This window comes from Sedimentitalea arenosa (genome assembly GCF_016428585.1).
GTDB lineage: Bacteria > Pseudomonadota > Alphaproteobacteria > Rhodobacterales > Rhodobacteraceae > Sedimentitalea > Sedimentitalea arenosa.
Genome location: NZ_JAELVR010000012.1, coordinates 126558 through 151479, shown reverse-complemented (window position 1 = coordinate 151479; position 24922 = coordinate 126558). Strand labels below are relative to the sequence as shown.

Annotated in this window: 30 protein-coding genes; 2 read left to right on the top strand and 28 right to left on the bottom strand. The window is 64.2% G+C overall.

Features of this window, described 5'->3' with window-relative positions; all coding sequences use genetic code 11:
- Window positions 1-40: 40 nt before the first annotated feature.
- The 22 genes from JF290_RS17250 to JF290_RS17145 all read right to left on the bottom strand — a co-directional run bounded on the left by JF290_RS17250 (window position 41) and on the right by JF290_RS17145 (window position 14503).
- Entirely contained in the window at window positions 41-643 is a 603-nt protein-coding gene (locus JF290_RS17250; RefSeq protein WP_199026138.1) for an NADH-quinone oxidoreductase subunit J, read from the bottom strand.
- Window positions 640-1047 carry a carboxymuconolactone decarboxylase family protein gene (locus JF290_RS17245; RefSeq protein WP_199026137.1) on the bottom strand — a complete coding sequence of 136 codons (408 nt, stop codon included), beginning with the start codon at window positions 1045-1047 and terminating at the stop codon, window positions 640-642. Before JF290_RS17245 ends, JF290_RS17250 begins: the two co-directional genes overlap by 4 nt.
- Window positions 1044-1538, bottom strand: a complete 495-nt coding sequence (nuoI, locus tag JF290_RS17240; protein ID WP_199026136.1) for an NADH-quinone oxidoreductase subunit NuoI — start codon at window positions 1536-1538, stop codon at window positions 1044-1046. The genes JF290_RS17245 and nuoI overlap by 4 nt, the downstream gene beginning before the upstream one ends.
- Window position 1539: 1 nt before the next feature.
- Window positions 1540-1737, bottom strand: a complete 198-nt coding sequence (locus tag JF290_RS17235) for a hypothetical protein (RefSeq protein ID WP_199026135.1) — start codon at window positions 1735-1737, stop codon at window positions 1540-1542.
- Between the two features lies 1 nt (window position 1738).
- Window positions 1739-2776 (bottom strand): NADH-quinone oxidoreductase subunit NuoH, encoded by a 1038-nt coding sequence (gene nuoH, locus JF290_RS17230; protein WP_199026134.1) that lies wholly within the window; start codon window positions 2774-2776, stop codon window positions 1739-1741.
- 6 nt (window positions 2777-2782) lie between these two features.
- Window positions 2783-3166 carry a hypothetical protein gene (locus JF290_RS17225; RefSeq protein ID WP_199026133.1) on the bottom strand — a complete coding sequence of 128 codons (384 nt, stop codon included), beginning with the start codon at window positions 3164-3166 and terminating at the stop codon, window positions 2783-2785.
- The gene (gene nuoG / locus JF290_RS17220) at window positions 3163-5184 is read right to left on the bottom strand and encodes an NADH-quinone oxidoreductase subunit NuoG (protein ID WP_199026132.1); all 2022 of its coding nucleotides are present in this window, start codon (window positions 5182-5184) and stop codon (window positions 3163-3165) included. The genes JF290_RS17225 and nuoG overlap by 4 nt, the downstream gene beginning before the upstream one ends.
- Before the next feature lie 3 nt (window positions 5185-5187).
- Window positions 5188-5598: a DUF5333 domain-containing protein gene (locus JF290_RS17215; RefSeq protein WP_199026131.1), complete on the bottom strand. Its 411-nt coding sequence runs from the start codon at window positions 5596-5598 to the stop codon at window positions 5188-5190.
- Window positions 5595-5936: a hypothetical protein gene (locus JF290_RS17210; protein ID WP_233155492.1), complete on the bottom strand. Its 342-nt coding sequence runs from the start codon at window positions 5934-5936 to the stop codon at window positions 5595-5597. The genes JF290_RS17215 and JF290_RS17210 overlap by 4 nt, the downstream gene beginning before the upstream one ends.
- 20 nt (window positions 5937-5956) lie before the next feature.
- Window positions 5957-6664 carry a class I SAM-dependent methyltransferase gene (locus JF290_RS17205; protein ID WP_199026130.1) on the bottom strand — a complete coding sequence of 236 codons (708 nt, stop codon included), beginning with the start codon at window positions 6662-6664 and terminating at the stop codon, window positions 5957-5959.
- Window positions 6665-6714: 50 nt separating this feature from the next.
- Window positions 6715-7218, bottom strand: a complete 504-nt coding sequence (locus JF290_RS17200; RefSeq protein WP_199026129.1) for a DUF3291 domain-containing protein — start codon at window positions 7216-7218, stop codon at window positions 6715-6717.
- A 103-nt stretch (window positions 7219-7321) separates the two neighbouring features.
- Window positions 7322-8620, bottom strand: coding sequence for an NADH-quinone oxidoreductase subunit NuoF (gene nuoF / locus JF290_RS17195; RefSeq protein ID WP_199026128.1), 1299 nt, complete (start codon window positions 8618-8620; stop codon window positions 7322-7324).
- A 6-nt stretch (window positions 8621-8626) separates the two neighbouring features.
- The gene (locus tag JF290_RS17190) at window positions 8627-8851 is read right to left on the bottom strand and encodes a DUF5337 domain-containing protein (protein WP_199026127.1); all 225 of its coding nucleotides are present in this window, start codon (window positions 8849-8851) and stop codon (window positions 8627-8629) included.
- 30 nt (window positions 8852-8881) lie between these two features.
- Window positions 8882-9574, bottom strand: coding sequence for an NADH-quinone oxidoreductase subunit E (locus JF290_RS17185; RefSeq protein WP_199026126.1), 693 nt, complete (start codon window positions 9572-9574; stop codon window positions 8882-8884).
- Window positions 9575-9605: 31 nt separating this feature from the next.
- Window positions 9606-10865 (bottom strand): NADH-quinone oxidoreductase subunit E, encoded by a 1260-nt coding sequence (locus JF290_RS17180; protein ID WP_199026125.1) that lies wholly within the window; start codon window positions 10863-10865, stop codon window positions 9606-9608.
- Window positions 10866-10874: 9 nt separating this feature from the next.
- Window positions 10875-11225 carry a hypothetical protein gene (locus JF290_RS17175; protein WP_199026124.1) on the bottom strand — a complete coding sequence of 117 codons (351 nt, stop codon included), beginning with the start codon at window positions 11223-11225 and terminating at the stop codon, window positions 10875-10877.
- 64 nt (window positions 11226-11289) lie between these two features.
- Window positions 11290-12534, bottom strand: coding sequence for an NADH-quinone oxidoreductase subunit D (locus JF290_RS17170; RefSeq protein WP_199026123.1), 1245 nt, complete (start codon window positions 12532-12534; stop codon window positions 11290-11292).
- On the bottom strand, window positions 12531-12704 hold the full coding sequence (locus JF290_RS17165) for a hypothetical protein (RefSeq protein ID WP_199026122.1): 174 nt from the start codon (window positions 12702-12704) through the stop codon (window positions 12531-12533). The genes JF290_RS17170 and JF290_RS17165 overlap by 4 nt, the downstream gene beginning before the upstream one ends.
- On the bottom strand, window positions 12704-13309 hold the full coding sequence (locus JF290_RS17160) for an NADH-quinone oxidoreductase subunit C (RefSeq protein WP_199026121.1): 606 nt from the start codon (window positions 13307-13309) through the stop codon (window positions 12704-12706). The genes JF290_RS17165 and JF290_RS17160 overlap by 1 nt, the downstream gene beginning before the upstream one ends.
- Window positions 13309-13629 carry a hypothetical protein gene (locus JF290_RS17155; RefSeq protein ID WP_199026120.1) on the bottom strand — a complete coding sequence of 107 codons (321 nt, stop codon included), beginning with the start codon at window positions 13627-13629 and terminating at the stop codon, window positions 13309-13311. Before JF290_RS17155 ends, JF290_RS17160 begins: the two co-directional genes overlap by 1 nt.
- Complete coding sequence (locus tag JF290_RS17150) at window positions 13626-14147, bottom strand: NuoB/complex I 20 kDa subunit family protein (RefSeq protein ID WP_199026119.1); 522 nt, start codon at window positions 14145-14147, stop codon at window positions 13626-13628. The genes JF290_RS17155 and JF290_RS17150 overlap by 4 nt, the downstream gene beginning before the upstream one ends.
- On the bottom strand, window positions 14138-14503 hold the full coding sequence (locus tag JF290_RS17145; protein ID WP_199026118.1) for an NADH-quinone oxidoreductase subunit A: 366 nt from the start codon (window positions 14501-14503) through the stop codon (window positions 14138-14140). Before JF290_RS17145 ends, JF290_RS17150 begins: the two co-directional genes overlap by 10 nt.
- Window positions 14504-14737: 234 nt before the next feature.
- Between JF290_RS17145 and JF290_RS17140 the strand changes: the two genes are divergently transcribed.
- Window positions 14738-15802, top strand: a complete 1065-nt coding sequence (locus JF290_RS17140; protein WP_199026117.1) for an NAD(P)H-dependent flavin oxidoreductase — start codon at window positions 14738-14740, stop codon at window positions 15800-15802.
- A gap of 4 nt (window positions 15803-15806) precedes the next feature.
- On the opposite strand, the gene JF290_RS17135 is transcribed toward JF290_RS17140, so the two are convergent.
- The 5 genes from JF290_RS17135 to JF290_RS17115 form a co-directional block, all read right to left on the bottom strand.
- Window positions 15807-16592, bottom strand: a complete 786-nt coding sequence (locus JF290_RS17135) for a crotonase/enoyl-CoA hydratase family protein (protein WP_199026116.1) — start codon at window positions 16590-16592, stop codon at window positions 15807-15809.
- Window positions 16592-17446, bottom strand: a complete 855-nt coding sequence (locus JF290_RS17130; RefSeq protein WP_199026191.1) for a hydroxymethylglutaryl-CoA lyase — start codon at window positions 17444-17446, stop codon at window positions 16592-16594. Before JF290_RS17130 ends, JF290_RS17135 begins: the two co-directional genes overlap by 1 nt.
- 68 nt (window positions 17447-17514) lie before the next feature.
- Complete coding sequence (locus tag JF290_RS17125; RefSeq protein ID WP_199026115.1) at window positions 17515-19452, bottom strand: acetyl/propionyl/methylcrotonyl-CoA carboxylase subunit alpha; 1938 nt, start codon at window positions 19450-19452, stop codon at window positions 17515-17517.
- An 81-nt stretch (window positions 19453-19533) separates the two neighbouring features.
- Window positions 19534-21138, bottom strand: a complete 1605-nt coding sequence (locus tag JF290_RS17120) for a carboxyl transferase domain-containing protein (RefSeq protein ID WP_199026114.1) — start codon at window positions 21136-21138, stop codon at window positions 19534-19536.
- Window positions 21135-22670, bottom strand: a complete 1536-nt coding sequence (locus JF290_RS17115) for an AMP-binding protein (protein WP_199026113.1) — start codon at window positions 22668-22670, stop codon at window positions 21135-21137. The genes JF290_RS17120 and JF290_RS17115 overlap by 4 nt, the downstream gene beginning before the upstream one ends.
- A 155-nt stretch (window positions 22671-22825) precedes the next feature.
- Between JF290_RS17115 and JF290_RS17110 the strand changes: the two genes are divergently transcribed.
- Window positions 22826-23545, top strand: a complete 720-nt coding sequence (locus tag JF290_RS17110; protein WP_199026112.1) for an OmpW/AlkL family protein — start codon at window positions 22826-22828, stop codon at window positions 23543-23545.
- Window positions 23546-23638: 93 nt separating this feature from the next.
- On the opposite strand, the gene JF290_RS17105 is transcribed toward JF290_RS17110, so the two are convergent.
- Window positions 23639-24799: an isovaleryl-CoA dehydrogenase gene (locus tag JF290_RS17105; protein ID WP_199026111.1), complete on the bottom strand. Its 1161-nt coding sequence runs from the start codon at window positions 24797-24799 to the stop codon at window positions 23639-23641.
- Between the last annotated feature and the right edge of the window lie 123 nt (window positions 24800-24922).

The following is a 24922-nucleotide window of genomic DNA, read 5'->3' as shown; positions in this document are numbered from 1 at the left end:
GACCGATGCGGTGGCAATTCGATTTGGCGTCCACATTGCCTTACAGCCCCTGCCCCGGTTTCACGTCCCTGAGTTCCATCGCCTTTGCCGGATCGCGCATCATCTGGGCGACCACGTCCTGACGCTTGATGTCGGTGCGGTGGCGCAGCGTCAGCACGATTGCGCCGATCATCGCCACCAGCAGGATCAGCCCGGCCAGCTGGAACAGCAGGAAATACTGGTCATAGAGGATCAGCCCCAACGCCTCGGTGTTGTGCCGGTCGACCGGCACCACCTGGGTGCGCAGCCCTTCGGCCGCCGCGTTGCTTTCCCAGGCGCCGTAAGCCATCGCCAGCTGCATCAGGATGACCAGCCCGATCAGCAGCGCCAGCGGCATGTAGCGCGCCATTTCCGCCTTCAGTTCGGCGAAATCGACGTCGAGCATCATCACGACGAAGAGGAACAGCACCGCGACCGCGCCCACATAGACGATGATCAGCAGCATGGCGACGAATTCCGCGCCCAACAGCACGAACAGGCCTGCCGCCGAGATGAAGGACAGGATTAGCCACAACACCGAATGCACCGGCTGGCGGCTGATCACGGTGAACAGGCCACCGGCGATCACGCAGATCGCGAAGAGGTAAAAGGCAAAAACGCTCATTCCTGGTTGTCCTCCGTCTCGCCCATGGCCTCTTGCGCCAGCTCCATGGCGCGGGTCATGGCCGGGATGCCGGCGAAGACCGACATCTGGCCGATCGTCTCGACGATCTCTTGTTTGCGTGCGCCGGCTTCGACCGCGTGGCGCACGGTCTGGCGCACGGCGGTGTCAGCCTGCGCGCCCTGCATGGTCAGCCCTGCCAGCGTGATCAGAAGGCGGGTCTTGGCGTCAAGACCGTCCTTGTTGACCGTATTGCCGAACCAGAACTCCATCACCTCCTTGGGCATGGTCGGCCAGAGCGTCTCGAATCCCTTGGGCGAGAAGTTCTCAAGCGCGGGATTGAAGGCTTTGGCCATGTCCTGCGCCTGCTTCATCATGGCGTCGAATGGGTTTGATTGATCGCTCATCTGTAGGGCGCGTCCAGTTCGAGGTTGCGGGCGATCTCGGCCTCCCAGCGTTCGCCGTTCTCCAGCAGCTTTGCCTTGTCATAGAACAGCTCTTCGCGGGTCTCGGTCGCGAATTCGAAGTTGGGGCCCTCGACGATTGCATCGACCGGGCAGGCTTCCTGGCAGAAACCGCAATAGATGCATTTCGTCATGTCGATGTCATAACGCGTGGTGCGGCGGCTGCCGTCCTCGCGAGGCTCGGCGTCGATGGTGATCGCTTGCGCAGGGCAGATCGCCTCGCAAAGCTTGCAGGCGATGCAGCGTTCCTCGCCGTTGGGATAGCGCCGCAGGGCGTGCTCGCCGCGGAAACGCGGCGACAGCGGACCCTTTTCATGTGGATAGTTCACGGTGGCCTTGGGCGCGAAGAAATACTTCAGACCCAGTTTCATGCCGATGACGAAATCCCAGAGCAGGAAATACTTGGCTTTTCGTGCGTAGTCGATATTCGCCATGTCAGTCTCCCTGGTTCGCTGCGTTCAACTTCATGTAGGCCCATGCGCCCATGGCCGATGCGACGCTTTTCGCAGTCGCGGCCGTCGGATCGTCGCCGGACGAGACCCGTTCCGTCACCTCGAACTCCACGACGAGGTAGTCAGCCAGTGCCTGCACCTCGTCCTTCGCGCCGTTTTGAATTGCGTCTGCGAGTGTCATGTCAGCTCCCCGATCCCCAGCGCGCGAACACGCCCCAGAACCAGTCGAATTTCGCCGCGAAGGACACGAAGACCACCCAGACGAGGCTGAAGGGCAAAAACACCTTCCACCCCAGGCGCATCAGTTGGTCATAGCGATAGCGCGGCGTGATCGCCTTGATCATCGCGAAGATGAAGAAGAAGAACGCCATCTTGGCGACCATCCACAGCGCGCCATCGGGCAGGCCCGGGATCGGCGAGAGCCAGCCGCCAAAGAACAGCAGCGACGTCAACGCACACATCAGGAAGATCGCGATGTATTCACCGGCCATGAACAGCAGGAAAGGCGTGGCCGAATACTCGACCTGGTAGCCCGCCACCAGTTCGCTTTCCGCCTCGGGCAGGTCGAAGGGTGGGCGGTTTGTTTCTGCCAGCGCGCTGATGAAGAACAGGAAGACCATCGGGAAATGCGGCAACCAGTACCAGTTGAAGAAGCCGAAATCGCCGTCCTGCGCGCGCACGATATCACCGAAATTCATGCTGCCGGTCGAGATGATGACGCCGATGATGATGAGGCCGATCGACACTTCGTACGAGATCATCTGCGCGGCCGAACGCAGGGAGCCGAGGAATGGGTACTTCGAGTTCGACGCCCAGCCACCCATGATGACGCCGTAGACTTCGAGCGAAGAAACCGCGAAGACATAGAGGATCGCGACGTTGATGTCGCTGAGCACCCAGGTGTCGTTGAACGGGATGACCGCCCAAGCCACCATCGCCAGCACGAAGCTCGTCAGCGGGGCGAGAAGAAACACGGTGCGGTCGGCCCCGGCCGGGATCACGACCTCCTTGACGACGTATTTCAGAGCGTCGGCCACGGACTGCAGCAGGCCGTAGATGCCCACCACGTTGGGACCACGGCGCATCTGCACCGCCGCCCAGATCTTGCGGTCGCCATAGACGAGAAACAGGAGCGAGATCATGACAAAGGCAACAACGGCAAGCACTTGCGCCAGTATCAGCACGGCGATGCCGCCCGGGGTGGAAAAGAAGTCAGCCATTAGTCCTCACACCGTGGGTATTCCGTTTTCCGCGCAGGTTGCGAGCTCGACCTCGGCGTCGATGGGCGCCACTCCGCGCGGCAGTGATGGCGAGATGGTGTAAACAGCATCTGCAGACCACACGCCACCCTTTTCCTGCAGGTTTGTGCGCAAATGCCGCGCAAATCCTGCATCCTGTTCGCGTGTCGCCCGCGCCGCGACGCACCGGGCGTACGCGGTGATATCCGCCTCGGCCACCGGACCGCTCATTTCCACCGCGACGGCGAGAATCGTCGGGTCGAGCATCCGGGTTTCCGCGCCGCGATACTCGGGCAGCACACCCGCTTCGGGCGACGAGCCAGTGTCGCAGGCGGCAAGCGCCAGGGGCGATATGATCGCCGCCCGGATCATTCCGCGGCGAGCTTGCCGGAGTTGCGCGCCTTTGCACCGGCCGAGAGTTCAGCCATCAGCTCGCTGGCACGCGCGATCGGGTTGGTCAGGTAGAAATCGCTGATCGCGAGCCGGAAGCTGGCCTTGCCGAGCGGTGCCTCGGGCAGCGGCTGCACCTCGTTTTCGAGGACCTCGTCGATCTTGGCGAGATGAGGTACCTCGGCGACCAGCGCCATCCGCACCTGCGCGATCGAGTCATAGGGCAGTTGCGCCCCGATCTCGGCGCTGAGCGCGCGCAGGATAGCCCAGTTTTCCTTGGCCTCTCCGGGCGCGAACCCGGCGCGCAGCGCAAGCTGGGGACGTCCTTCGGTGTTGACGAAGAGCCCGGGCTCCTCGGTATAGGCCGCGCCGGGCAGGATCACGTCGGCACGGTGCGCACCGCGGTCGCCGTGGCTGCCCTGGTAGATCACGAAGGCGCCCGGCTGGATGTCGATCTCGTCGGCGCCGAGGTTGTAGATCACGTCGGCGTCGTTCACGCCGTCCATCGCGGCGTCGTTGGTGCAGCCGACATCCATCGCGCCGACCCTGCCTGCGGCGGTGTGCAGGATCAGGAGGCCGCTGGCAGTGGCTTCGGCGATCTGCTGCGCAGCGGCCAGAACGGCGGCGCCGTCGGCTTCCTGCAGGGCGCCCTGACCGACGATGACCAGCGACGCGCGGCCGCGGATCTCGTCGTCACCCCCCATTTCCACGACCTTCTGCAGAGCCGAGCGATCATCGCCGATATGCGCGTAATCATATGTCAGATCAACGGCTTGACCGACGAGCGCCACATCGGCGCCGTGGCTCCAGGCCTTGCGGATACGGGAGTTGAGCACCGGCGCCTCGACGCGCGGATCGGTGCCGATCAGCAGGATCCGCTCGGCAGTGTCGATATCCTCGATGGTCGCCGTGCCGACATAGGCGCCACGGTTGCCCGCCGGGAGCTTCGCCCCATCGGTTCGGCATTCGACGACGCCACCCTGGCCGTGAACCAACTGTTTCAGGGCGAAAGCAGCTTCGGTCGGCACAAGATCACCGACCAGACCAGCGAGCTTGCTGGCACCCTTGATCGCCTCGGCCGACTTCGCGAGCGCCTCGGGCCAGGTGGCCGGGCGCAGCTTGCCGTTCTCGCGGATATAGGGCCGATCCAGTCGCTGGCGGCGCAGCCCGTCCCAGACGAAACGAGTCTTGTCGGAGATCCACTCCTCGTTCACGCCGTCATGGTTGCGTGGCAGGAAGCGCATGACCTCGCGTCCTTTGGTGTCGACTCGAATGTTCGACCCCAGAGCGTCCATCACGTCGATGCTCTCGGTCTTGGTCAGTTCCCACGGCCGCGCGGTAAAGGCATACGGCTTGGACACCAGCGCCCCCACCGGGCAGAGGTCGATGATGTTGCCCTGCATGTTGCTGTTCAGCGTTTCGCCAAGATAGCTGGTGATCTCGGCATCCTCGCCGCGGCCAGTCTGGCCCATCTGGTGAATCCCCGCGACCTCGGTCGTGAAGCGCACGCAGCGGGTGCACGAAATGCAGCGCGTCATATGGGTTTCGACCAGCGGACCGAGGTCCAGATCCTCGGTTGCGCGCTTGGGCTCGCGGTAGCGGCTGAAATCGACGCCATAGGCCATCGCCTGGTCCTGCAGGTCGCATTCGCCACCCTGGTCGCAGATCGGGCAATCGAGCGGATGGTTGATGAGCAGAAACTCCATCACCCCTTCGCGGGCCTTCTTGACCATCGGGCTGTTGGTCCGGACCTGCGGCGCCTGTCCTTCGGGCCCAGGGCGCAGATCCTTGACCTGCATGGCACAGGAGGCGGCCGGTTTCGGGGGGCCGCCGACGACCTCGACCAGGCACATGCGGCAATTGCCTGCGATGGAGAGCCGTTCGTGGTAGCAGAAGCGCGGAATTTCCACCCCCGCCTGTTCGCAGGCCTGGATCAGGGTCATCGCCCCGTCGACTTCGATTTCGGTTCCGTCGATGTTGATCTTGCGCAGGTCAGACATGCTCTATCTCGCCTTCAATAGCGCGCCGATCGCGCTGGATTTCTCGATTTCCGCGCGTCCGAACACGCAGAAGGTTTCCGGGTCGCCATAGGAGACGCCGTTCTGTTTCAGGTACGCCTCGCCCTTGGCGCGCATGCGGGCTTTCTGGTCATCGGATTCGACATGAGCCCTGATTTCGGCATCCGAGTATCCCAGGTCGTTGGCGCGTGCACGCAATTGCCACGCCATCCCAATGGCTTTCATGCGCCGCGCCGAGAGACTGTCGCAGTTCTCGCTGACCTCATGCGCGATGGCTGCGGTGAATAGCCGGTTCTCGACCTCGGGCACGTCGCTGAGCGGCGGCTTGGTCTGCGCAGCGGCAGGCAGCGCGAGGACGAGCAGAAGCGTCGCCTGATATGTCGCCCTGCCTATCATGGATCGCAGCGGCCCTGAAAGGTGATATCGCCATCGACAATCGTCAGGCTTGCCGGATCGCTGTCGGGTCCGACCGTCCAGTCGACCTTGGACGTGCCATAGTTCGTGACGCAGTATTTCGTGCCCTCGTAGCGGGCCGCTTCGCGCGCCCCGTCGATCGAACGTGTGGCGTCGCGGATGGTCGCACGGAAATCGGCACGCGACACGCTTTTGTCGATGGCCGAGGTCTTGGCCCGGAACACCACGCCATCAAAGGCAATGACGTCGCGGTTTCGGTTCCCGCATGCGGCCAGCGAGACCAGCAGCAGGACGACGCCAAGAGTCTTCGCCGTCATCATCAGAAGTGACCTCCCGTTCATCAGCCGACCCTCGAATGAACCGGGCGATGGACCGGGTCTTTTTCGATCACGGCGATGGAATCATGGATGTGCAGGCCGGACACGAACTTTCCCAGCTCGGGATGGCGCAGGCCCTTGCGGTGATACCAGCGGTGCATGTCATCCACCAGTTCGCGCGCGAAGCGGAAGAAATTGGCGCCGCTTCGATATCCGCCGCCGTATTTCTCGATATAGGCGGTGTGCAGGTCCTCGATCATGTAGACGCCGTTCGTCGACAGGTGCGGGAACAGCGTTTCGAACGAGGCGCGCACATGGGGCATCCGGTGGCTGCCATCGTCGAGCACGAGGTCCAGCCCGCCCATCTCGTCGACCAGCGCGTTCAGGAATTCGGGATCGGCCTGGCTGCCGATGCGCACCTGCGCGGCCTGCCCATCGAACCGGGCGCAATCCTCGTTGATGTCGATACCGTAGATCACTGCATCGGCACCGAAATAGTTGCGCCACATCTGCAGGCTGCCGCCCTTGTTGATGCCGATTTCAAGAAACCGGACCTTGGTGCCGCGAAACCGCGCAAGATAGCGGTCATATATCGGGATGTAGTGGTGCCACTTGTGAACGACCGCCCCGGTGTTGCCGGCGTAGACCGACAGCATGTCGCCATCATAGCCGTATTTTCCGCGGATATCCTCGGCCACGTCGCCGCCTTCGTCGAATCGGAAGCGCCTCATGTCATCGCCTCCTTGGCCTGATATCGCAGGGAGCCACGGTTCATCATCCGCTACTCCGCCGCGACCGGAACGCAGGACTTGTCGCGCCACATCCGCGCCTCGGGGATGTCCTTCCATCCAAAGACGTTTTCCCCAGGTCCGTTCTCGCGCAAATCATCCAGACGCGCCAGCGCCTCTTCCAACGTCGGGCGGTGACCGGCAGGCACCCACCACATGGCGAAATGCTGATCGCTCATCACCTCGAACCAGTCGCGCCGACGATCGTAGAACTGCTTGTGAACGGTGCCCCAGACAAAGCGTTCCAGCGATTGCACATCTTTCCAAACCGTCAGGTTGGCCACGAATTGCGGATCGTCCCCAATGGCGTTCTCGGTGTTTCCAGTGCCGGGTTCGCCCGAACCTTCCATCATCCAGATGAAGCCCGGCATCCGCTTGCCCAACCCGTTGATCCGGTCGAGATTGGCCATGAACTCTGCCACTCTGGGATCATCGGTCGGAGCCTGCAGTCGACCGACGTTCAGTTGAGCGAGGTGGTATTCGGACGCCTTGTTCATGACGCCTCCCACGTCGCGACCAAGGCCAGCGCACCAGCCCGAACCGGCGCGGCAAAGCCCGCCAGCCCGGCCATCGGCCTGCCTGCCCTGATCCCGGCTCGGATCATTCCGCCGCCACCGCGCTGACGCGACCGGTGCGCTTGTGCTTGATCCGGTCCTCGATCTCGTTGCGGAAATGCCGGATCAGGCCCTGGATCGGCCAGGCCGCCGCGTCGCCGAGCGCACAGATCGTGTGGCCCTCGACCTGCTTGGTCACGTCGAGCAGCATGTCGATTTCCTCGGGCTCGGCATCGCCAGTCACGAGGCGATCCATCACCCGCATCATCCAGCCGGTGCCTTCGCGGCACGGCGTGCACTGTCCGCAGCTTTCATGCTTGTAGAACTTGGACAGGCGCCAGATCGCCTTGATGACATCGGTCGAGTTGTCCATGACGATCACGGCCGCAGTGCCGAGGCCCGACCGCTGCTCGCGCAGCCAGTCGAAATCCATGATGCAGTCCTCCTGCATGATCTTGCCCGGCAAGAGCGGCACCGAGGACCCCCCCGGAATGACAGCCTTTAGGTTGTCCCAGCCGCCCCGAATGCCGCCACAATGGCGTTCGATCAACTCCTCGAAACTGATGCTCATCGCCTCTTCGACGACGCAGGGGTTGTTCACGTGGCCACTGATCGCGAAGAGCTTGGTGCCCGCGTTGTTCGGACGCCCGAAAGAAGAAAACCATTCCGGGCCACGCCGCAGGATGGTCGGCACGACCGCGATGGATTCGACGTTGTTGACCGTGGTCGGACAGCCGTAGAGCCCCGCGCCGGCCGGAAAGGGCGGCTTCATCCGCGGCATGCCCTTCTTGCCTTCAAGACTTTCCAACAGCGCGGTTTCCTCGCCGCAGATATAGGCGCCGGCGCCGTGATGCAGATACAGGTCGAAATCCCAACCCGATCCGGCAGCGTTCGGGCCGAGAAGTCCGGCGTCATAGGCTTCGTCGATGGCCGCCTGCAGTGCTTCCTTCTCGCGGATATATTCGCCGCGGATGTAGATGTAGCAAGCATTGGCGTTCATCGCGAAGGACGCGATGAGGCAGCCTTCGATCAAGGTATGCGGATCATGGCGCATGATCTCGCGGTCCTTGCAGGTTCCGGGTTCGGATTCATCCGCGTTGACGACAAGGTAGCTGGGCCGCCCGTCGCTTTCCTTGGGCATGAAGGACCATTTCAGGCCTGTCGGGAACCCGGCCCCGCCGCGTCCGCGAAGACCACTGTCCTTCATTTGCTGCACGATCCAGTCGCGCCCCTTCTGGATCAATCCCGCGGTGCCGTCCCAATGCCCGCGCGCCTTTGCGCCCGCCAGCGTGCGATCGTGCATCCCGTAGAGATTGGTGAAGATCCGATCCTGGTCTTTCAGCATCTGAGACTACCCTTGGTTGTCCTGGCGCATGCGCCAGATTTGGTAAATGTTGACGAAGGCATAGATCAGCGCGGCCAGGGCCGCCAGATCGAACAGCAGGGCAAATCGTCCCGGCAATCCCATTGCCTGCCCCAGCCATTGCGCGCCGAGCCACAGAAGCATCGAGCCGGCGATGACAATCGCCACGTGCCGGCCCTTGCGGGCGATGCGCCTGTCCTGTTCCGTGCTCATCCGGTTTTGCCTTCGTCCCGTTCCGACCGCTCAGGCTTTGCGCTTTGAAAACTCGGTTTCGCCACCGGCCGCAAGGATCTTCGCCTGCTCGACCCAGGCATCGCGGCTGACCCGTCCCTTGAAGCCTTCGAGGTTATCATCCATCCAGGCGACGTCATCCTCGCTCCAGGCGGCGACCTGATCGAAGTGGTAGAAGCCCATTTCGTGCAGCAACGATTCGAGCTTGGGGCCGACGCCCTTGATCAGCTTGAGATCGTCGGCACCGCTTTCGCGCGCGCTGGCAAGCCGCGCCGGGCCGTCCGCCGCACCGTTGGGGTTTGGATCATAGCGCCAGTCGCCCTTGCGCGCCTTCAATTCGGTTTCGCCCGGCAGTTGGGTCGAGGACGTGGCGACTTTTGCCTCCGGGGCAGCGGCGGCAGGTTTGGCCGCGGGCTGTGATGCGGGGGCAGTAGGAGCCACCGGCGCATTGGTGCTGCGCTGGTTGGGCGCGTCCCAGCCGGGCACGCCCTTGAGCCCTTCGAACGGTCCCCAATTGTCGAGATCCGCTCCGCAGATCGTTTTCTGCAGCAAGGCTCCACCGGCAACCGTGACCACGAGGCCCAGCAACACGGCAAGGACGATCCCAAGGGCGCCATGAGACCCGATGGTCAGCCCCAGCCCCGCCAAGGCAGCCAGCACCCAGCAGATCGTTACACAGGTATTCGAGTTTTCCGTCGCGTTCATTCCGAACCTCCGTCAATCAATCGGTAGCCTGTCAGTAAACGTCCCCGTCCTTCACCCGAGCCGAGAATTCCGTTTCCTTACCCTCTGCGAGTAGTTTGGCCTGCTCGACCCAGTTGTCGCGGCTCACGCGGCCCTTGAACCCGACGAGGTTCTCGTCGGCCCAGGCCACTTCGGCAGCGCTCCACTGCGCGATCTGATCGAAGTGGAACACACCGATCCCGTTCAGAACGCCTTCCAGTTTCGGACCCACACCCTTGATCTTCTTCAGATCGTCGGGCGTGCCATCCCGCGCCGCGTCCAGCACCGGCGGCTTGCCGGCATCGGAACCTGCGGATGCCTTGGGCGCGTCAGGCTGATAGCGCCAGGCACCTCTGCGCGTGGAAAGCTCTTCCTGCCCCGGCAGCGCTGTCGAGGGCTGGATCACGCCCGGCTCGATCGTCGGGAACCGTTTTGACTGGGGTTTGGCCTTGGATTGCGCCTCAGCCTCCTGCTTGGTCACACCGGTCTTGTCGACCGGCTTGTCGGCGGCTGGCTTGGGTTCGGGCGACGCCTCGCCGGTCGGCTCGTCGGGCTGGTTGGCCGCGTCTCGGCGCCAGGGCGTCAGCAGAGGCACCTCGGTTCCGTCGATCCGCTTGATCGTATCCCCAAGGTCGACGGCCAGCTGGACACTCGCGTTGTACTGTGTGCGCCCACTGTCATATTCAGTCAGGCTGGTCAGCCCGCTCAAAGGCTCGGCTGCGTACCGCCCGTTCTGCGGCCCAGGCACAGGCACCTTGCCAGCCGCCAGTTCGTCGAGAATCTCGCCCAGGCGCGCCGCGGTCAGATCTTCGTAGTAATCCTTGCCGATCTGCGCCATCGGCGCGTTGGCACAGGAACCGAGGCACTCGACCTCTTCCCAGCTGAACTTGCCATCGGCGGAGAGTTGGTGCGGTTGCCTGGCAATCTTGTCCTGGCAGACCGCGACGAGGTCTTCCGCGCCGCAGATCATGCAGGAGGTGGTGCCGCAGATCTGGATATGCGCAACGCTGCCCACCGGCTGAAGCTGGAACATGAAATAGAACGACGCCACTTCGAGCGCGCGGATATAGGCCATGTCGAGCATCTCGGCGACATGCTCGATGGCGGGCCGCGTCAACCAGCCCTCCTGCTCTTGCGCGCGCCACAAGAGCGGGATGATCGCGCTGGCCTGCCGGCCTTCGGGATACTTGCTGATCTGCCCCTCGGCCCAGGCGCGGTTGGCCGGGGTGAATTCGAAGCTGTCGGGTTGGTCTTGATGCAGTCTGCGCAGCATGGTCGGTCCTCAGGGAATGGCGAAGAACGCGATGATCGCGCCGATGAAGGCAGCGCCGCCGCCAAAGAGATGAAGCCAGAACGGGTGCCCCGCCCGGCGATATATGAACGCGTCACCCAAGCCGATCACCGCGAAGCTGAGCAGCATCGCGAAGAGGATCGTGGGCGCATTGATCAGCACGGCCAACAGCGCCAGCAGGGTCAACCCGGCATAGCGCACCAGAAGCGCCTGCGGCAGCATTTCGGGCCGGTGCTGGATCAGCTTGAGACCGGTCTGCTTGTTCATGGCCAGAAGCACCGTGACCGCCAGCATGAAGATGACGGCGGCCCAGCCGATGATGGTGGTCACGGTCGATAGCATCAGATCCGTCCCTCCGCGCAAGTGGCATCAGGGGCGACGCATGGCAGCAATGCAAGCCGCCCTGTCATCGGTCGATCTCTCCGAACACCACGTCCATCGTGCCGATGATCGCGGCCACGTCGGCCAACTGGTGTCCGCCCGCGACGTGATCCATCGCCTGCAGGTGCAGGTAGCCCGGTGCACGGATCTTGGCGCGATAGGGCTTGTTGGTGCCGTCCGCCACGAGATAGACGCCGAATTCGCCCTTGGGTGCCTCGACAGCCGCATAAACCTCGCCCGCGGGAACGTGGAACCCCTCGGTATAGAGCTTGAAGTGATGGATCAGCGCTTCCATCGAGGTCTTCATGTCGCTGCGCGAGGGCGGAGTGATCTTGCCGCGCGCAAGGATGTCTCCCTGCCCTTCCGGTTCGCGGAGCTTCACAATCGCCTGCTGGATGATCGAAAGTGACTGGCGCATCTCTTCCATGCGGACGAGGTACCGGTCATAGCAGTCGCCATTCTTGCCGACCGGGATCTGGAAGTCGAACTCGTCGTAGCATTCATAGGGCTGGCTGCGACGCAGATCCCAGGCAAGGCCCGAGCCACGCACCATGACGCCCGAGAAGCCGTAGTTCAGGATGTCGTCCTCGGTCACGACGCCGATATCGGCGTTGCGCTGCTTGAAAATGCGGTTCTCGGTCAGAAGGCCGTCGATATCCGCCATCACGCGGGGGAAATCGTGGCTCCAGGTTTCGATATCGTCCAGCAGCTCGCCGGGCAGATCCTGATGGACGCCACCGGGCCGGAAATAGGCCGCGTGCAGGCGCGCACCGCAGGCCCGCTCGTAGAAGATCATCAGCTTTTCGCGCTCTTCGAACCCCCAGAGCGGCGGTGTCAACGCGCCCACGTCCATCGCCTGCGTGGTGATGTTGAGCAGGTGGTTCAGGATGCGGCCGATTTCCGAATAGAGCACCCGGATCAGGCTGGCGCGACGCGGCACCTCGACCCCGGTCAGTTTTTCGATCGCCAGGCACCACGCATGTTCCTGGTTCATCGGCGCGACATAGTCCAGCCGGTCAAAGTAAGGCAGGTTCTGCAGATAGGTACGGCTTTCCATCAGCTTTTCGGTGCCGCGATGCAAAAGACCGATATGCGGATCGCACCGCTCTACGATTTCACCGTCCAGCTCCAGCACCAGTCGCAGCACACCGTGCGCCGCAGGGTGTTGGGGCCCGAAGTTGATGTTGAAGTTGCGGATCTTCTGCTCGCCGGTCAGCGCGTCGGTGGAGCCGTCATCATATGTATTGACGCGAATATCACCGTCCATCATCGTTTCTCCAGCTCCTGAAGTTTCATCGCCATGATCCAGAGCAACACCAGCACGCCCAGCGGGATGATGCAGGCCAGGGCCCAGAACTTGTTGATCCCGAAATGCGGCAGCAGCTTCAGCATCGGGATGACGGTCAGCGCCGTCGCGATCAGCCAGATGATCCCTTCCATCACTTGGCTTCCTTCTTTTCGTCACCAGGCAGGATGTACTCGGCACCCTCCCACGGGCTCATGAAATCGAACTGCCGGTATTCCTGAACCAGCGAGACCGGCTCGTAGACCACGCGCTTTTCCGACTCGTCATAGCGCACCTCGGTATAGCCCGTGGTGGGGAAGTCCTTGCGCAGTGGATGGCCGCGAAAACCGTAATCGGTCAGGATGCGGCGCAGGTCCGGATGGCCCGAGAACAGGATGCCGAACATGTCGAACACCTCGCGTTCGAACCAGTTGGCGCTGGGATGGATGGTCACGATCGAGGGCACCATGTCCTCTTCGCGCACCGCCAAACGCAGGCGGATGCGATGATTTTGGTACATCGACAGGAAGTGATAGACCACGTCGAACCGCTTGGGGCGTTCGGGATAGTCGACCGCCGTGATGTCGACGAGGGTCGAGAACCGGCATGTGGCATCGGTTTTCAGGAACTCGACGAAGCCGACGATGTTGGCAGGCGTGACGTCGACGTTCAGCTCGTCATGCGACACGTCCCAGGACAGCACGCAATCCGGGCGCTTCAGTTCGATATGGGCGCCGAGTTCGTTCAGTGCATCCGACATCAATTTATCTCCAGAGGCAGATCGTCGTGAAAAGTCGCCATCAGGTCGTGGTCCGGAAAGAACGGCGCCATGAAATCCGGCAACACGGTCCGCGCGGGGTCTTCTCCGGCAAAACTCTCGATGGCTGCCATGTCATCCCAGGTGGTCAGGACCGTCATCCGGCACGGATCGGCATCGCGGCTGAGCAGGACTCGAATACCCTTGTGTCCCACGATCGCAGACATGCCCGGATAAACACGGGTCAGGAACGTCTCACGCCACTGATCCACATCCTTGCGCGCGATCGTCGCTTCCCATTTCCGGACAACGCCCCCCGTCATCTGACGATCGTCCCCGTGCGACGGATCTTGCGTTGCAGCTGCATCAGCCCGTAAAGCAATGCCTCGGCCGTGGGTGGGCAGCCCGGCACATAGACGTCGACCGGCACGATACGGTCGCAGCCGCGCACCACCGAATAACTGTAGTGATAATAGCCGCCTCCGTTGGCGCAGCTGCCCATGGACAGCACGTAGCGCGGCTCGGGCATCTGGTCATAGACCTTGCGCAGCGCCGGGGCCATCTTGTTGGTCAGAGTGCCGGCCACGATCATCAGGTCGGACTGGCGCGGGCTGGCCCGCGGCGCGATGCCGAACCGTTCGGCGTCATAGCGCGGCATCGAGGTGTGCATCATCTCGACCGCGCAGCAGGCAAGGCCAAAGGTCATCCAGTGCAGGGACCCGGTGCGCGCCCAGTTGATGATGTCCTCGGTCGAGGTCAACAGGAAGCCCTTGTCCTGCAACTCGGCATTCAGGGCCTGAGTGGCGACTTCCTTGTCGCCGCCTGCAACCGCTACTCCCATTCCAGGGCTCCCTTTTTCCATTCATAGGCAAAGCCGATGGTCAACACGCCCAGGAACACCATCATCGACCAGAACCCGACCATGCTGATGTCCTTGAACGCCACGGCCCAGGGAAACAGGAATGCGATTTCCAGATCGAAGATGATGAACAGGATCGACACGAGGTAGAACCGCACATCGAACTTCATCCGCGCATCGTCAAAGGCGTTGAACCCGCATTCATAGGCGCTGACCTTCTCGGGATCGGGGTTCCGCACGGCGAGCACCACAGCGGCCAGGATCAGGACCAACCCCAGCCCGATGGCGACGGCCAGAAACACGAGGATCGGGAGATACTCCCGCAACATCTCTTCCACGAGCGGCTCCTTAATGTCTGCCCGCGCCCGAAGCACGGGTCTGCACGGGACGATTAGACTGAATGATTGTCTACTCTTGCCGACACACAGGGTCAACCGACCGAACCCCCTTCCGATCGGGTGAATCGCCGCAGGAGCGAAGACCCCTGTGCGCGGCGCAGCACTTGACCGCGGGCGGCGCGAACGGCTCTATCGCCGTGGGGCGCGGTGCCCCGGGAACCGAGGAGGCCCACCATGCATGCTGCGTTGAACCGAGCCGAGGATTTCTGCAGGCGTATCGGGATGCAGGTGCCGATCCTGCTGGCCCCGATGGCCGGGGCCTGCCCGGTCGCATTGTCCGCCGCGGTCGCGGCAGGCGGCGGCATGGGCGCCTGCGGCGCGCTGCTGATGCAACCCGAGGAGATCACGGGTTGGGCCACCGCGATGCGCGCACGTTCCAACGGCGGGTTCCAGATGAACCTTTGGATCCCCGACCCCGCGCCGACCCGGGATGCCGAACAGGAAGCCACCCTGCGGGCCTTCCTGTCCGACTGGGGGCCAACGCCGGCGGCGGACGCACCGGATGCGCCGCAACCGGATTTCGACGCGCAATGCGCGGCCATGCTGGACGCGGGGCCGACTGCGATCTCCTCGATCATGGGCGTTTATCCGCCCGACATGGTCACCGAGATGAAACAGCGCGGGATTCTCTGGTTCGCCACGGTCACCACGGTGGCCGAAGCGCGCGCGGCGCAAGCCGCGGGGGCCGACGTGATCGTGGCCCAGGGCATGGAAGCGGGCGGTCATCGTGGCGCCTTTCGCGCCGAGGATGCCGCGATCTCGCTGGTCGGGTTGTTCTCGCTCCTGCCGGCCGTGGTGGACGCAGTCGATGTGCCGGTCGTCGCGACCGGAGGGATCGCCGATGCGCGCGGCGTGGGCGCGGCGCTGATCCTCGGCGCGTCGGCGGTCCAGATCGGCACCGGCTTCCTGCGCGCGCCCGAAGCCGGCACGGCACCGGCCTGGGCCGATGCGCTTGCGGTCTCGGCACCCGAGGAAACCATTGCAACCCGCACCTTCTCGGGACGGCTGGGCCGAGCGCTCCGCACGCCCTATGTGGAGGCGGCGGAAGCCGGCCCCGACCCGGCGCCCTATCCCGTGCAGCGTGCCCTGACCGGCCCGATGCGCGCCCAGGCCGCAAAATCCGGCGATCTCGCTGCGATGCAGGCCTGGGCCGGGCAATCGGCCGCTCGCACAAGCGATGAGCCCGCCGCACGGATCGTCGCGCGGCTCTGGCAGGAGACGCAGACGCTGCTGACCTGATCTTTCAGCCCGGCAACCAGGACGCCTTGCGCTTGTCGAAGAACGCACCGATTCCCTCGGCGGCCTCATCGGTCTCCCAGCGCTCCACGAGCGCCCGTATGGTCATGTCGATGGCCGCATCGTCGACGCTGCCGGCAAGGTCCCGCACCAGCCTCTTGGCCGACGCAACGGCACCGGGTGCGCAGGACAGGTAGGGAATGACTTCGCGCTCGACCGCCTCTGAGAGATCCGCCGCTGGAACCATGCGCGCGAGAAGCCCGAGTTCGATCGCTTCGGGCGCATCGAACAGACGCGCCGACATGAAGACCCGCCGCGCCCTTGCCTCGCCCATCCGCGCGACCACGTAAGGGCCGATGGTGGCCGGGATCAGGCCGAGCCGGGTTTCCGTCAGGCCCATCTTCACATGATCGGCCCCGATGGCCACGTCGCAGACGCTGATCAGGCCGACGCCGCCACCAAAGGCGTTGCCCTGGATCGCGCCGACCAATGGCTTGCCCAGAGTGTTGAGCGCGCCCAGCATCTCTGCCAGCTTGCGCGCTTCGCGATAGCGCGTGTCGGCATCCGCCGCCATCTGCGCTTGCATCCAGCCGAGGTCGCCCCCGGCGCAGAAGGACGCGCCCTCCCCGGTCAGCACCACGACACGCACCGAGTCGTCCGCGTCGAGCTGCGCCGCGGCTTGCGTCAGCTCCTCGATCATCTGGCCGGACATGGCATTGTGCTTGCCGGCGCGCGTCAGGGTCAACGTCGCGACGCCGCGCGCGTCGATTGTCAGGGATATCGTCTGAAACATCATGCCTCCCGCAGCGCCCGGGCCATCGAGGCGGCTTCCTCGAGAACCGCCATGTCGAGCCCGGTGTCATAGCCGAGCCGCTCAAGGTGCGCTGCGACCGCCTCGGTCGCCACGTTGCCGCTCGCGCCGGGCGCATAAGGACAGCCGCCGAGGCCCCCCGCGGCCGCATCAAAGACCCGGACGCCCAGCGACAGCGAGGCATCGATATTGGCCAGGGCCCGACCGGCGGTGTCGTGGTAGTGTCCGGCCAGACGCCCAACCGGCACCCGGTCGCGCACGGCGAGCAGCATCTTGACGATACTGTCAGGTGTCGCCTGTCCGATCGTGTCGCCCAGCGAGATCTCGTAGCAACCGAGCGAGAACAACGTGTCGGCAAGATCCGCCACGCGCGCCGGCGCCGTCGGGCCGTCGAACGGGCAGTCGGTGACGCAGGAGATGTAGCCTCGCACCGGCAGGTCGATATGGCGCGCGGCCTTCAGGATCGGCTTGAAGCGCTCGATCGACTCTCCCACCGTCGCGTTGATGTTGGCCTTGGAAAACCCCTCGCTGGCCGAGGCAAAGATGGCGATCTCGTCAGCGCCGGCGGCGCGCGCCTCGTCATAGCCGCGCATGTTCGGCGCCAGCGCCGCATAGCGCACCCCGGGGGCGCGGGTGATCCCGGCCAGGACCTCGGCGCTTCCGGCCATCTGCGGCACCCATTTGCGCGATACGAAACTCGCCACCTCGATCCGCGAGAACCCCGCACGGCTCAGGCAATCGACGAAGGCGATCTTCTGCGCCACCGAAATCTCGCGCGCCTCGTTCTGCAAGCCGTCGCGCGGCCCGACCTCGAAAATCTCGACCCGTCCCGTCATCTCGCCCATCCCCTGCTTCTTTCTGATTAAGAAAATCCTTGCTCCGAAGAGCTCTGGTCTGACAACGCTCAGCCGTCCTCTGCAGCCAATCGCACCAGGGCCGCGCCTGCTTCGACCTGTTCGCCCTCCGCGACCAGGACCTCCTCCACCGTGCCGTCGCGCGCCGCCAGCAGCGCATGCTCCATCTTCATCGCCTCGAGCACCACCAGCCGGTCGCCCTGCGCCACAGTCTGTCCTGCCCCGGCCAAAACCGCCTTCACGAGGCCCGGCATCGGCGCTTCGACCAGGTTGCCATCGCCGATGGCGCCGGCAGCCCGGGCGAGCGGATCCACGATCTCGAAAGACAGTCCATAAGCATCAAACACCGTGACCACCTGCTCCGCAACAGCGATCTGGGGCATCGGCTGACCGTCCAGCATCCACCGTCCGCCGATGCGTTCGGCGACCACGGTCTCTTCCTCGACGCTCCAAACCTGGTGGTCGGGACCGTGAGCGCGCAAGGTGAGATCGACTTGCGCACCCTCGCGCACCAGACTGACCGCGCGGGCCAGAGGCTCCCACAGGGTGAAGCCCTGCTCCCAGCTGCGGTCCAGCACGTCGAGCGCCGCCATCCCGGCGGCAACCTTGTGCCGCGCCGTGACCTCGGGCGGGGCGATCAGGCTGTCGAGATCGCGCCCGATCAGTCCGGTATCCACATCCCCCGCCGCGAATCCCGCATGGCGCGTCAGGGCGCCGAGAAAGGCGAGGTTTGTGACCGTGCCGCCGACCTCGGTCCTCGCCAGTGCGTGATCCAACCGCGTCAGCGCGACGGCCCGCGTGGGGCCGTGCACGATCACCTTGGAGATCATCGGATCGTACCAGGGCGAAATCGCGTCCCCCGCCCGCACGCCGCTGTCGGCCCGGCAACCCGGCGGAAAGGCCAGATGGGTCAAGGTGCCGGTGGCGGGCAGAAATCCCTTTGGCACGTCCTCGGCGTAGAGCCGCGCCTCGAAGGCGTGCCCGTTGATCGCAAGATCCTCCTGCGCGCAGGGCAGGGATTCGCCCGCGGCGACGCGAAGCTGCCATTCCACCAGGTCCACGCCGGTGATCGCTTCGGTCACGGGGTGTTCGACCTGCAGGCGCGTGTTCATCTCCATGAACCAGAACCGGTCCGGGCGCAGCCCATCGCTGGCGTCGACGATGAACTCGACCGTTCCGGCGCCCTTGTAACCGATCGCCTCGGCGGCGCGCACCCCGGCCTGCCCCATCGCGGCGCGCATCTCCTCGGTCATGCCCGGTGCGGGTGCCTCCTCGATGACCTTCTGGTGGCGTCGTTGCAACGAGCAGTCGCGTTCGAACAGATGCACCGCGCGGGTGCCGTCGCCGAAGACCTGGATCTCGATATGGCGCGGCTTGGCGACGAATTTTTCGACCAGCACCGCGTCGTTGCCGAACGCGGTACGCGCTTCGCTGCGGGCGCTGGACAGGGCCGCCGCGAAATCGGCGGGGCGTTCGACGAGGCGCATCCCCTTGCCGCCGCCACCGGCCACAGCCTTGATGAGCACCGGGTAACCGATCGTGTCGGCGGCCCCGGCGAGGTGCTCCGGATCCTGGTTGTCGCCATGATAGCCCGGAACGACCGGCACGCCGGCCTGCTCCATCAGGGCCTTGGCAGCGTCCTTGAGGCCCATCGCGCGAATCGCATCGCCAGAGGGACCGATGAAGACCAGCCCTGCCGCTTCGACCATGTCGACGAAGTCCGGATTCTCGGACAGGAACCCATAGCCCGGATGGATCGCCTGCGCACCGCTCGTCAGAGCCGCCTCGATGATGGAATCGCCTCGCAAGTAGCTGTCGGCGGGGGCCGGGCCGCCGATATGCACAGCGGCATCGGCCATTTCGACATGTTTCGCACCGCGATCCGCGTCGGAATAGACCGCGACACAGCGTAGACCGAGCGATTGCGCCGTTTCGATGATGCGGCAGGCGATTTCCCCGCGATTGGCGATCAGGATCGTGTCGAACATGCGTTTAATCCTCGTGGCTTGGGACAGGACCGGGGGCTGTCTGCCCCCGGACCCCCGAGAGTATTTCTGCAAAGATGAAGATCACATCCGGAACACGCCAAAGCGCGTCTCCTCGATCGGGGCGTTCAGGGCCGCGGACAGCGAGAGCGCGAGCACCTGGCGGGATTTCCTCGGGTCGATGATGCCGTCGTCCCAGAGGCGCGCGCTGGCGTAGAGCGGGTGGGATTGGGACTCGAACATCTCGATCGTGGGACGCTTGAAATCGGCTTCTTCCTCGGCGGACCAGGCACCGCCGGCGCGTTCAATGGCGTCGCGCTTCACCGTCGCAAGCACACCCGCGGCCTGTTCGCCGCCCATCACACTGATCCGCGAATTCGGCCAGGTCCAGAGGAACCGCGGCTGGTAGGCGCGCCCGGCCATGCCGTAATTGCCCGCGCCGAACGAGCCGCCGACCAGCATGGTGATCTTGGGCACGTTGGTGCTGGCCACGGCCGTCACCATCTTGGCGCCATGGCGCGCGATGCCTTCGTTCTCGTATTTGCGACCGACCATGAAGCCGGTGATGTTCTGCAGGAACACCAGTGGAATCCGGCGCTGGCTGCACAGTTCCACGAAATGCGCGCCTTTCTGTGCCGCCTCCGAGAACAGCACCCCGTTGTTGGCGATGATACCGACCGGACATCCCATCACATGGGCGAAGCCGGTCACGAGGGTTTCGCCGAAACGCGGCTTGAATTCATCGAAGCGGCTGCCATCGACCAGGCGTGCGATGACCTCGCGGATGTCATAGGGCGTGCGCAGATCGGCGGGCACGACGCCGAGGATCTCTTCGGGGTCATAGGCCGGGTCCTCGGGGCTGGCCCAGGTCACGCTTGCGGGCCTGGCGCGATTGAGCGACGCCAGTGCACGGCGGGCCAGCGCCAGGGCGTGGGCGTCGTCCTCGGCGAGATAGTCGGCGACACCGGATAGTCGCGTGTGCACATCGCCCCCGCCGAGATCCTCGGCGGTCACGACCTCGCCAGTGGCGGCCTTGACCAGCGGCGGACCGGCGAGGAAGATCGTGCCCTGCTCGCGCACGATGATCGTGACATCGGACATGGCCGGCACATAGGCACCACCGGCGGTGCAGGAGCCCATCACCACGGCGATCTGCGGTATTCCCTTGGCCGACATCCGGGCCTGGTTGTAGAAGATGCGCCCGAAATGGTCGCGGTCGGGAAAGACCTCGTCCTGGTTGGGCAGGTTCGCGCCGCCACTGTCGACCAGGTAAACGCACGGCAGATTGCATTCTTCCGCGATTTCCTGTGCGCGCAGGTGTTTCTTGACCGTCATCGGATAGTAGGTGCCGCCCTTCACGGTGGCGTCGTTGCAGACCACCATGACCTCCTGCCCGTGAACGCGGCCGATCCCCGCGATGACGCCTGCGCAAGGGGCCGCGTCGTCATACATGCCATGCGCCGCGGTGGCGCCGATCTCGAGAAACGGACTGCCCGGGTCGAGCAGATTGGCAACGCGGCGGCGCGGCAGCATCTTGCCGCGGCTTTCGTGACGGGCGCGGGACTTGTCGCCACCACCCAGCCGCGCCGCCTCGGCAACGGCCTGCACCGTGTCGAGCGCCTGCAGATGGGCCGCGCGGTTGCGCTTGAAGTCGTCCGAGCCCGGCAGGGCGGCGGATGTCAGTTTCATCGGGAAGCCTCCTGTTCCGCCGCCGCGCGACGCTTGAGTTCCTTGCGGATCACCTTGCCGGTGACCGTCAAGGGAAGGGAGTCGAGAAACGCGACCTCCCTGGGATAGGAATAGGACGAAAGGCGGTCCTTCACATAGGCCTGCAGTTCGCTTTCTGTGACATCCTGACCCGGCTTGCGCACCACGTAAGCCTTGACGATCTCGGTGCGCAGCGCATCGGGCTTGCCGACGACACCGACGGTCGCGACCGCTTGATGGGTCAGCAGACAATCCTCGATCTCGGCCGGGCCGATGCGATAGCCGGCGCTTGTGATCACGTCATCCTCGCGCCCGACGAAGCGCAGATAGTCGCCCTCGCGGATGCCGCGATCGCCTGTCAGCATCCAGTCGCCCTTGAACTTCGCCGCGGTTTCTTCGGGCCTGTTCCAGTAGCCCAGGAACATGCTGGCCGAGCCACGGCGCACAGCGATGTCGCCTTCGTCGTCCGTCGTCGCAGCATCCGTATCGAGCACCGCAACCTCGTGCCCGGGAACCGGGCGGCCAACGCATCCCGGTCTGGGCGGGAACTCAGCCGCGCATGAGGACACGGTCATGTTGCATTCGGTCTGGCCGTAGAATTCGTTGATCGTGAGGCCGAAGGCCGATTGCCCCCAAGCGAGCATTTCGGCCCCGAGCGGTTCACCGCCCGAAGCGACCGAGCGGAGACCCGTCAGGCGCGCGTCGACCGCCTTGAGCATCCTGAGCGCCGTCGGTGGCAAGAACAGGTTGCGCGCGCCAGACCGCGCCACGACATCGGCGCAGCCTTTGGGCGAAAACTTGTCGAGCCGCGCTGCGACGACCGGAACGCCCAGCACAAGCCCCGGCATCAGCACGTCGAAGAGACCACCGATCCAGGCCCAATCCGCCGGCGTCCAGAGGCAATCGCCCGGCTGCCCCAGATGATCGTGGCTGAGCGCGACACCGGGGAGATGGCCGGTCAGGACCCGGTGGCCATGCAGAGCTCCCTTGGGCGTGCCGGTTGTGCCGCTGGTGTAGATCAGAACTGCAGGATCCTCGGGCCCGGTATCCGCGAACGGCACCGGCGCACCGGTTTCGCCGATCCGATCCGCCAGAAGCGGCTCCGCCAGATCGCCCAGCAGCCGTGCCCCTTCGGTGTCCGTCAGCACTTGTCGCACTCCCGCATCCGAGATCCGGCTGCTGAGCGCATCATGCTGGAACAGCTTGAACAGCGGCACCGAGATGGCCCCGATCTTCCAGATCGCCAGATGTGCCGCGGCGCACCATGACGATTGGCTCAACAGCACGCCGACCCGGTCACCGGGGCGACCGTCGCGCTGCAAGCGACGCGCGAGCGCATCCGTCATCTCCGTCAGGTCGCTCAGCGTCACGTCGCGCCGACTGCCTCCGGTCAGGTCGATCAGCGCAACCCGGTCGCGTGGACCGGACAGGCATTGCGCCGCCATGTTGAGACGCGCGGGTACATCCCAGCGACCGTCCGGATGCAACCCCGGCAGGGACCGAAAGCGGGTCATGGCGCCATCCCGGCACCCATGGCGACGGGTTCGGCTCTCTCGCGTTGCGCGAAGGTCACACCACATTCGCACTCTCGCATGTATTGACCCAGATCATGGTTCAGATTGGTCCACCATCTCACACCGGCAGCGTCACAACACGAAAGGTCAAGATCATGAAACAGTCGACGGCAACATTCGCGCTCTGCGCTGCCATGGCAACGCTGGCAGCCCCCGCCTTGGCGCAGTCTCAAGGCGACTGGACGCTGGGAATCGGAATCGCCAACGTGAACCCGAAATCCGACAACGGAACGCTGTACGTCCCCGGTGGCGACAATGGAGGCGATGCCGGCGGCAACGGAACCGACAATGGCGACGGAGGGCCAGTTGGCCCCACCCCCGTCGCTGCCGCCGCTGCTCCGGCCGCTGCCCTGACCCCGGTGTCCGTGGACGTCGATGATGCCAACTCGTTGACCCTGTCGGGCGAATATTTCATCCGCGACAACATCGGCATCGAGTTGCTGCTGGCCACGCCGTTCGAGCACGACATCAGCGTCGGCGGCGCATTCGCTGGCACCACCAAACAACTGCCCCCGACCCTTTCGATCAACTACCACTTCCCGACCCAAGGCCCGATCAAGCCTTTCGTCGGACTCGGCCTGAATTATACCGTGTTCTTCGACGAATCCTCGCCTCTGGGCGATCTGAAGCTTGACAACAGTTTCGGTCTGGCCGCGACCGTCGGTGCGGATTGGCAGATCAACCCGACCGGGGCTCTGCGTCTGAGCGTGCGCTACATCAATATCGAAACCGATGTCAGCCTGAACGGCACCTCGCTTGGCACCGCCGAGATCGATCCGGTCGTCGTCGGCCTGGGCTACGTCCACCGCTTCTGATCCTTTCGCGTTCTTTTGTCCGGCGGTCTCCGCCGGACGCTCGGTTCGGCCCGCGCACCCCATTGGGAGCGCGGGTCTTTCCTTACCCTGCGACTACATCGCGGCCATCATTTCCCGCCCGACCAGCATCCGCCGGATTTCGCTGGTGCCGGCACCGATCTCCATCAGCTTGGCATCGCGGAAGATGCGCCCGACCGGGTTGTCCGACAGGTATCCGGCCCCGCCCATCGCCTGCACCGCCTGGTGCGCCTGTACCATCGCCTGTTCCGAGGCATAAAGACAGCAAGCCGCCGCATCCTGGCGGGTCACGTCGCCCCGGTCGCAGGCCTTGGCGACCTCGTAGACATAGGCCCGGGCGGAATTCATCGCCGTGTACATATCTGCCATCTTGCCCTGCATCAGCTGGAAACTGCCAATGGGTTGGCCGAACTGCTTGCGCTCGGCCATGTAGGGCATGATCTCGTCGAGACAGGCGGCCATGATGCCGGTGCCGATCCCGGCCAGAACCACACGTTCATAGTCGAGCCCCGACATCAGCACGCGCACGCCCTTGCCTTCCTCGCCCAGCACGTTTTCGAACGGAACCTCGCAATCCTCGAAGATCAGCTCAGCGGTGTTTGAGCCACGCATGCCCAACTTGTCGAAATGCGGGCTGGTGCTGAAGCCGGTGAAGCTCTTTTCGATCAGGAAGGCGGTGATGCCCTTGCTGCCTGCATCGGGATCGGTCTTGGCATAGACTACCAATGTGTCGGCGTCAGGCCCGTTGGTGATCCAGTACTTGTTGCCGTTCAGCCGGTAGTGATCGTTGCGTTTCTCCGCGCGCAGCGACATGCTGACCACGTCCGAGCCGGCACCCGCCTCTGACATCGCCAGCGCACCCACATTCTGCCCTGACACGAGGCCCGGCAGGTACTTGCGCTTCTGCTCGTCCGTGCCGTTCAACTTGATCTGGTTCACGCACAGGTTCGAGTGGGCGCCATAGGAGAGCGAAACCGAGGCGCTGGCCCGTGCGATTTCCTCCACCGCGATCACATGCGCCAGATAGGACATATCCGCGCCGCCATATTCCTCGGGCACCGTGATGCCCAGAAGGCCAAGCTCGCCCATCTCCGCCCAGAGATGGGACGGAAACACGTTGTCGCGATCGATATCCGCGGCGATCGGCTTGACCCGGTCCTGCGCCCAGCGATGCACGACCTCGCGCAACGCGTTCACATCCTCACCCAGGTCGAACTGCATCGTTGCGTTGAACATCAGGGGCTCCTCCGATTTAATGAACAGTCGTTCAATAATCTGTTAGCAGCGGCAGCCGAGTCGGTCAATCGCCGCAACACGCAGGTGCTGCGCAGCCGGTTGTCGGCGAAAGATCGAATGCGC

Coding starts and splice junctions, on each gene's coding strand:
- JF290_RS17250 (WP_199026138.1), bottom strand. CDS start 643: ATGAGCGTTTTTGCCTTTTACCTCTTCGCGATCTGCGTGATCGCCGGT.
- JF290_RS17245 (WP_199026137.1), bottom strand. CDS start 1,047: ATGAGCGATCAATCAAACCCATTCGACGCCATGATGAAGCAGGCGCAG.
- nuoI (WP_199026136.1), bottom strand. CDS start 1,538: ATGGCGAATATCGACTACGCACGAAAAGCCAAGTATTTCCTGCTCTGG.
- JF290_RS17235 (WP_199026135.1), bottom strand. CDS start 1,737: ATGACACTCGCAGACGCAATTCAAAACGGCGCGAAGGACGAGGTGCAG.
- nuoH (WP_199026134.1), bottom strand. CDS start 2,776: ATGGCTGACTTCTTTTCCACCCCGGGCGGCATCGCCGTGCTGATACTG.
- JF290_RS17225 (WP_199026133.1), bottom strand. CDS start 3,166: ATGATCCGGGCGGCGATCATATCGCCCCTGGCGCTTGCCGCCTGCGAC.
- nuoG (WP_199026132.1), bottom strand. CDS start 5,184: ATGTCTGACCTGCGCAAGATCAACATCGACGGAACCGAAATCGAAGTC.
- JF290_RS17215 (WP_199026131.1), bottom strand. CDS start 5,598: ATGATAGGCAGGGCGACATATCAGGCGACGCTTCTGCTCGTCCTCGCG.
- JF290_RS17210 (WP_233155492.1), bottom strand. CDS start 5,936: ATGATGACGGCGAAGACTCTTGGCGTCGTCCTGCTGCTGGTCTCGCTG.
- JF290_RS17205 (WP_199026130.1), bottom strand. CDS start 6,664: ATGAGGCGCTTCCGATTCGACGAAGGCGGCGACGTGGCCGAGGATATC.
- JF290_RS17200 (WP_199026129.1), bottom strand. CDS start 7,218: ATGAACAAGGCGTCCGAATACCACCTCGCTCAACTGAACGTCGGTCGA.
- nuoF (WP_199026128.1), bottom strand. CDS start 8,620: ATGCTGAAAGACCAGGATCGGATCTTCACCAATCTCTACGGGATGCAC.
- JF290_RS17190 (WP_199026127.1), bottom strand. CDS start 8,851: ATGAGCACGGAACAGGACAGGCGCATCGCCCGCAAGGGCCGGCACGTG.
- JF290_RS17185 (WP_199026126.1), bottom strand. CDS start 9,574: ATGAACGCGACGGAAAACTCGAATACCTGTGTAACGATCTGCTGGGTG.
- JF290_RS17180 (WP_199026125.1), bottom strand. CDS start 10,865: ATGCTGCGCAGACTGCATCAAGACCAACCCGACAGCTTCGAATTCACC.
- JF290_RS17175 (WP_199026124.1), bottom strand. CDS start 11,225: ATGCTATCGACCGTGACCACCATCATCGGCTGGGCCGCCGTCATCTTC.
- JF290_RS17170 (WP_199026123.1), bottom strand. CDS start 12,534: ATGATGGACGGTGATATTCGCGTCAATACATATGATGACGGCTCCACC.
- JF290_RS17165 (WP_199026122.1), bottom strand. CDS start 12,704: ATGGAAGGGATCATCTGGCTGATCGCGACGGCGCTGACCGTCATCCCG.
- JF290_RS17160 (WP_199026121.1), bottom strand. CDS start 13,309: ATGTCGGATGCACTGAACGAACTCGGCGCCCATATCGAACTGAAGCGC.
- JF290_RS17155 (WP_199026120.1), bottom strand. CDS start 13,629: ATGACGGGGGGCGTTGTCCGGAAATGGGAAGCGACGATCGCGCGCAAG.
- JF290_RS17150 (WP_199026119.1), bottom strand. CDS start 14,147: ATGGGAGTAGCGGTTGCAGGCGGCGACAAGGAAGTCGCCACTCAGGCC.
- JF290_RS17140 (WP_199026117.1), top strand. CDS start 14,738: ATGCATGCTGCGTTGAACCGAGCCGAGGATTTCTGCAGGCGTATCGGG.
- JF290_RS17135 (WP_199026116.1), bottom strand. CDS start 16,592: ATGTTTCAGACGATATCCCTGACAATCGACGCGCGCGGCGTCGCGACG.
- JF290_RS17130 (WP_199026191.1), bottom strand. CDS start 17,446: ATGACGGGACGGGTCGAGATTTTCGAGGTCGGGCCGCGCGACGGCTTG.
- JF290_RS17125 (WP_199026115.1), bottom strand. CDS start 19,452: ATGTTCGACACGATCCTGATCGCCAATCGCGGGGAAATCGCCTGCCGC.
- JF290_RS17120 (WP_199026114.1), bottom strand. CDS start 21,138: ATGAAACTGACATCCGCCGCCCTGCCGGGCTCGGACGACTTCAAGCGC.
- JF290_RS17115 (WP_199026113.1), bottom strand. CDS start 22,670: ATGACCCGCTTTCGGTCCCTGCCGGGGTTGCATCCGGACGGTCGCTGG.
- JF290_RS17110 (WP_199026112.1), top strand. CDS start 22,826: ATGAAACAGTCGACGGCAACATTCGCGCTCTGCGCTGCCATGGCAACG.
- JF290_RS17105 (WP_199026111.1), bottom strand. CDS start 24,799: ATGTTCAACGCAACGATGCAGTTCGACCTGGGTGAGGATGTGAACGCG.